This is a genomic window from Cereibacter johrii, assembly GCF_001720585.1.
In the GTDB taxonomy this organism is placed as follows: Bacteria; Pseudomonadota; Alphaproteobacteria; order Rhodobacterales; family Rhodobacteraceae; genus Cereibacter_A; species Cereibacter_A johrii.
Genome location: NZ_MABH01000197.1, coordinates 1 through 4,997 on the forward strand (window position 1 = coordinate 1; position 4,997 = coordinate 4,997).

Annotated in this window: 6 protein-coding genes; 4 read left to right on the forward strand and 2 right to left on the reverse strand. The window is 69.9% G+C overall.

Going from position 1 to position 4,997, the window contains the following annotated elements:
* Positions 1-580: 580 nt before the first annotated feature.
* Together A9O63_RS17590 and fabG are read right to left on the reverse strand one after the other, a co-directional pair.
* Positions 581-814 (reverse strand): acyl carrier protein, encoded by a 234-nt coding sequence (locus A9O63_RS17590; protein ID WP_002719616.1) that lies wholly within the window; start codon positions 812-814, stop codon positions 581-583.
* A 178-nt stretch (positions 815-992) separates the two neighbouring features.
* A complete protein-coding gene (gene fabG / locus A9O63_RS17595; RefSeq protein ID WP_069333084.1) occupies positions 993-1,730 on the reverse strand; it encodes a 3-oxoacyl-ACP reductase FabG in 738 nt (245 codons plus the stop codon).
* 228 nt (positions 1,731-1,958) lie between these two features.
* Here fabG and alr point away from each other — a divergent pair, with 228 nt between their 5' ends.
* The 4 genes from alr to A9O63_RS17615 are packed head-to-tail and all read left to right on the forward strand — an operon-like array spanning position 1,959 to position 4,957.
* A complete protein-coding gene (gene alr / locus A9O63_RS17600; RefSeq protein ID WP_069333085.1) occupies positions 1,959-3,008 on the forward strand; it encodes an alanine racemase in 1,050 nt (349 codons plus the stop codon).
* On the forward strand, positions 3,005-3,787 hold the full coding sequence (locus tag A9O63_RS17605) for an MlaE family ABC transporter permease (protein WP_084296029.1): 783 nt from the start codon (positions 3,005-3,007) through the stop codon (positions 3,785-3,787). Before alr ends, A9O63_RS17605 begins: the two co-directional genes overlap by 4 nt.
* Positions 3,784-4,530: an ABC transporter ATP-binding protein gene (locus A9O63_RS17610; RefSeq protein ID WP_069333086.1), complete on the forward strand. Its 747-nt coding sequence runs from the start codon at positions 3,784-3,786 to the stop codon at positions 4,528-4,530. The genes A9O63_RS17605 and A9O63_RS17610 overlap by 4 nt, the downstream gene beginning before the upstream one ends.
* 1 nt (position 4,531) lies before the next feature.
* Positions 4,532-4,957, forward strand: coding sequence for a paraquat-inducible protein A (locus A9O63_RS17615; protein WP_002719611.1), 426 nt, complete (start codon positions 4,532-4,534; stop codon positions 4,955-4,957).
* The last annotated feature ends 40 nt before the right edge of the window (positions 4,958-4,997 follow it).

The window sequence follows — 4,997 nt, forward strand, 5'->3', positions numbered from 1 at the left end:
CGAACCCCCGCGGCCGGCGTTGCCACGGACAGGGCGCCGCAGCCGCCCTTCCGGCACGGCCCGAGAGGGGCCCGGCACTCCCGCCCTGCGGCCCGGATGTCCCAACCGCACGTCCTCCTTTGGCCGCTCACCGCAGGCCTCCGGCAGGGCCGGGACCTTCTGCCGCGATGACATCAGGCGGTGTCGCCGCAGGGCCGATCCCCGGTTTCAGCCCTCGTCGGGATGCCGGATGCGGACAGAGTCCCCCGTAGACGCCCCCCGCAGAGGGTCTCCTGCGTCACGCAGGCAGCCTCATGCCGGCCCGCCAGACCATGCAGACCGGAGGCGGCGCGCGCCCGACCCGATCGCCGCCCGTGCGGCGGACGGATCGGGTGGCGGCGGGCCCTGCCTGTCAGGGCCGGCACCCGACCGTGCCGCCGAGGAGAGGCGGCCTCTCCGGCCGGTCCGTGCCCCTGCGGACGGCATCCTCCCCCCCGGCGCCGGAGTTGACAGCCGGCATCCTTGTCCGGAAACGAAAAACCCCCGCCGAGCAGCGCTCGACGGGGGTCCGAAATGCCCGGGCGGGTTGCCCGGCGGAAGCTCAGGCGGCTTCCGAGATGAACTTCACCGCATCGCCGAAGGTCTGGATGGTTTCGGCCGCATCGTCCGGGATCTCGATGCCGAACTCTTCCTCGAAGGCCATCACGAGCTCGACCGTGTCGAGGCTGTCCGCGCCGAGGTCGTCGATGAACGAGGCATTCTCGGTCACCTTCTCCTCTTCGACGCCCAGATGCTCGACGACGATCTTCTTCACGCGATCAGCGATGTCGCTCATGTCACTTCCTCATTCGTTGCGGGAGGGTTCCCGGCTCGTTGTCCCTTGCCCTGCAGGCAACTGGTGCAGTTCAGCCGGAGGCATCAGCCCCGGCAACTCTGACGGGCCTATAGCAAGGCTCTTTCGTCAAGGCAAACGCTTTCCCGCGCCGAAAGTGCCGCACGTCCATCGGCCTTTTTCACAGCATCGCCATGCCGCCGTTCACATGGAGCGTGGCCCCCGTCACATAGCCCGCCGCAGGGCTGGCCAGATAGAGCACGGCCGCCGCGATATCGTCGGGAGCGCCCATCCGGCCCATCGGCACCTGGCCCAGGATCCGCGCCTTCTGCTCGTCGTTCAGCTTGTCGGTCATTGCGGTGGCGATGAAGCCCGGCGCCACCGCATTGACGGTGATGCCCCGGCTCGCCACTTCGGCCGCGAAGCTCTTCGACATGGCCACGACGCCCGCTTTCGAGGCGGCATAATTGGCCTGCCCCGGATTGCCCGTCGCGCCCACGATCGAGGTGATGTTGACGATCCGCCCCCAGCGCGCCTTCATCATGCCGCGCAGCACGCCGCGGCAGAGCCGGAAGGTCGAGGTCAGGTTCACCTCGATCACCTGCTCCCAATCCTCGTCCGACATGCGCATGGCCAGCTGGTCGCGCGTGATGCCCGCATTGTTCACGAGAATGTCGACCGCGCCCATCGCCTCGGCTGCCTGCTTCGGCAGCGCCTCGACGGCGGCCGCGTCCGAGAGGTTGCAGGCCAGCACATGGGCCCGACCGCCCAGCTCGGCCGCCAGCTCCTCGAGCGGCCCCGTCCGCGTGCCGGACAGCGCCACCGTCGCCCCCGCCGCATGAAGCGCGCGCGCGACGCCGCCGCCGATGCCGCCCGAAGCGCCGGTGATGAGCGCCGATTTTCCCGTCAGATCGAACATGGTCCGTCTCCTCGCAATGGCTTTGCCGCCCTTTACCAGCGGCGGCCCGCCCGCGCCACCCGGCTTCGCCCCCGCGCGGCCGCGACAGGATCGACGCAGGGCGCGCAGGGCCGCACCCCGAAGCCCCCGCAGCCTCTTCCGTATTTCGTGACCGCGCGCGGGGCGGCAGTCCGCTCGCCGCGGCCTTTCTCCCCTTGACCTCGCGCGCGCTCCGGTGAAAACACCGCCATGGCCACCGCGACCCTCACCATCGACCTGGACGCCATCGCCGCCAACTGGCGCGCGCTCGACCAGATGACCGCCTCCGACTGCCAGACCGGCGCCGTCGTGAAGGCCGACAGCTACGGGCTCGGCGCGGCCAAGGTCGCCCATGCCCTCGCGCGGGCCGGTGCCCGCCGCTTCTTCGTCGCCACCTGCGAGGAAGGGGCCGACGTGCGCCGCGCGCTCGGCTCCGGGCCGCAGATCTGCGTCTTCTCGGGGCATATGGAGGGCGACACCGCCCTCATCCGCGACTTCGACCTGACGCCGATGCTGAACTCGATCGACCAGCTCACCCGGCATTTCGAGGCGCTGGGCGGCCAGCCCTTCGGCCTTCAGCTCGACAGCGGGATGAACCGGCTCGGGCTCGAGCCCGGCGAATGGGAGGCCGTGGCCGGCTTCGCCCTCGAGGCGGGCCCGGAACTCCTGATGAGTCACCTCGCCTGTTCGGACGATCCCGACCATCCGATGAATACCGAGCAGCTCGGCGCCTTCCGCGCCATGACCGACGGCACCGGCGTGCCGCGTTCGCTCTCGGCCACCGGCGGCATCCTGCTGGGCCCCGCCTGGCATTTCGAGCTGACCCGCCCCGGCATCGGCCTCTACGGCGGCCGCCCGTTCGAGGAGGCGCGCCCCGTGGTGCGGCTCTCGCTGCCGGTGATCCAGGTGCGCGAGGTCGAGATCGGCGAGCCCGTGGGCTATTCCAACACATGGACGGCCGAACATACCTCGACCATCGCCACGGTCGCCGCAGGCTATGCCGACGGGCTGCCGCGCACGCTGTCCTCGCGCGCCACGCTCTATGCCGGCCGGGTGCCCTGCCCGCTGGTGGGCCGGGTGTCGATGGATCTCATCACGGTGGATGTGAGCCACCTGCCCGAGGTGCCCGAGACGCTCGACATTCTCGGGCCGCACCAGACGCCGGACGATCTGGCCGACACGGCAGGCACCATCGGCTACGAGATCCTGACGAGCCTCGGCCGCCGCTACCAGCGCCGCTACGGGGCCCTCGCGGCGTGAGCGCCGCGGCCCCCATCGCCGCCCTCGGACGCGCCACGCTCGGGATGCTGGCGGCCGTGGGGCGCATCGCGCTCTTTGCGGGCGCGGTGGTGAGCCATATCTTCCGGCCGCCCTTCTACCCGCGCGAGCTTCTGACCGCGCTGATCCAGATCGGCTGGCTGTCGCTGCCCGTGGTGGGGCTGACCGCGATCTTCACCGGCGGGGCGCTGGCGCTGCAGATCTATGCGGGCGGCGCGCGCTTCTCGGCCGAGGCGGTGGTGCCCTCCATCGTGGCCATCGGCATGACGCGCGAACTGGGCCCGGTTCTGGGCGGGCTCATGGTGGCGGCCCGCGTGGCCTCCTCGATCGCGGCCGAGATCGGCACGATGAAGGTAACCGAGCAGATCGACGCGCTCGTAACCCTCTCGACGAACCCGCTGAAATATCTGGCCGTGCCGCGCGTGCTGGCGGCCACCCTCGCCGTGCCGATCCTTGTGGCGGTGGGCGATTCCATCGGCATCGCGGGCGGCTGGCTCGTGGGCGTGAACCGGCTCGACTTCAACTCGGCCACCTACATCAAGAACACGATCGACTTCCTCGAGGTCTGGGACGTGGGCTCGGGCCTCGTGAAGGGCGCGGCCTTCGGCTTCATCGTGGCGCTGATGGGCTGCTATCACGGCATGAACTCGGGCCGCGGCGCGCAAGGCGTGGGCCGGGCCACCAAATCCGCCGTCGTGGCGGCCTCGGTCCTGATCCTCGCCGCGAACTATCTGCTGACGGAGGTGTTCTTCACCTCATGATCGAGCTTTCCGGCGTCACCAAGAGCTTCGGCCCGAACCAGGTCCTGCGCGGCATCGACCTGCGGGTCGAGAGCAACAGCTCGATGGTCATCATCGGCGGCTCGGGCACGGGCAAGTCGGTGCTGCTCAAATGCATTCTGGGCCTCGTCCATCCCGACAAGGGCCAGATCCTCTTGAACGACGAGGATGTGACACGCGCCGAGCGCGATGCCTTCCTCGCCCGTTTCGGGATGCTGTTTCAGGGCGCGGCGCTCTTCGACTCGCTCCATGTCTGGGAGAATGTGGCCTTCCGGCTGCTCCGCGGCGCGCAGAAGCGGCCCAAGGCCGAGGCGCGCGAGATCGCCATCGAGAAGCTGCGCCGCGTGGGCCTCGGCCCGCAGGTGGCCGACCTCTACCCGGCCGAGCTTTCGGGCGGGATGCAGAAGCGCGTGGGCCTCGCCCGCGCCATCGCGGTCGATCCCGAGATCATCTTCTTCGACGAGCCTACCACCGGCCTCGATCCGATCATGGCGGGCGTCATCAACGACCTGATCCGCGAGATCGTGACCGAGATGGGCGCGACCGCCATGACCATCACCCACGACATGACCTCGGTGCGCGCCATCGCGGACAATGTGGCGATGCTCCACCGCGGCAAGATCCGCTGGACGGGCCCCGTCTCGGAGCTCGACACCACGCCCGATCCTTACGTCCAGCAGTTCATCCACGGTCGCGCCGAGGGCCCGATCGAGGCGCTGCGCTAGGATGCTGCGCGCGGCCAATCTCGCGCTTCTCCTCCTCTTCCCGGTCGCCTGGTTCGCGCCCCTGATGCGGGCGGGGATGCTGCCGCTCTTCGGCCTGTCCGAGATCTCGGTGGTCTCGGGGCTCCAGTCGCTCTGGAGCACCGACGTGGGCCTCGCGCTGCTCGTGACCTTCTTCGCGATCTTCGCGCCCTACCTCAAGACCATCGGTCTGGCGCTTCTCCATGCGGGGCTCCTGTCGCCCCGGGTCCTGCCCGCGCTGCATCTGCTGGGCCGGCTCGCCATGGCCGACATCTTCCTGATCGCACTCTATATCGTGCTCATCAAGGGCGTGGGCCTCGCCACGGTCGAGACCGCCTGGGGCCTCTGGCTCTTCACCGGCTGCATCCTCGCCTCGCTGGCCCTCTCCTTCCTCACGCCCGCGCGCTGACGGCGCGGCTCGCGCGGGCCTCCGCCCGCGGCTGCGGGCA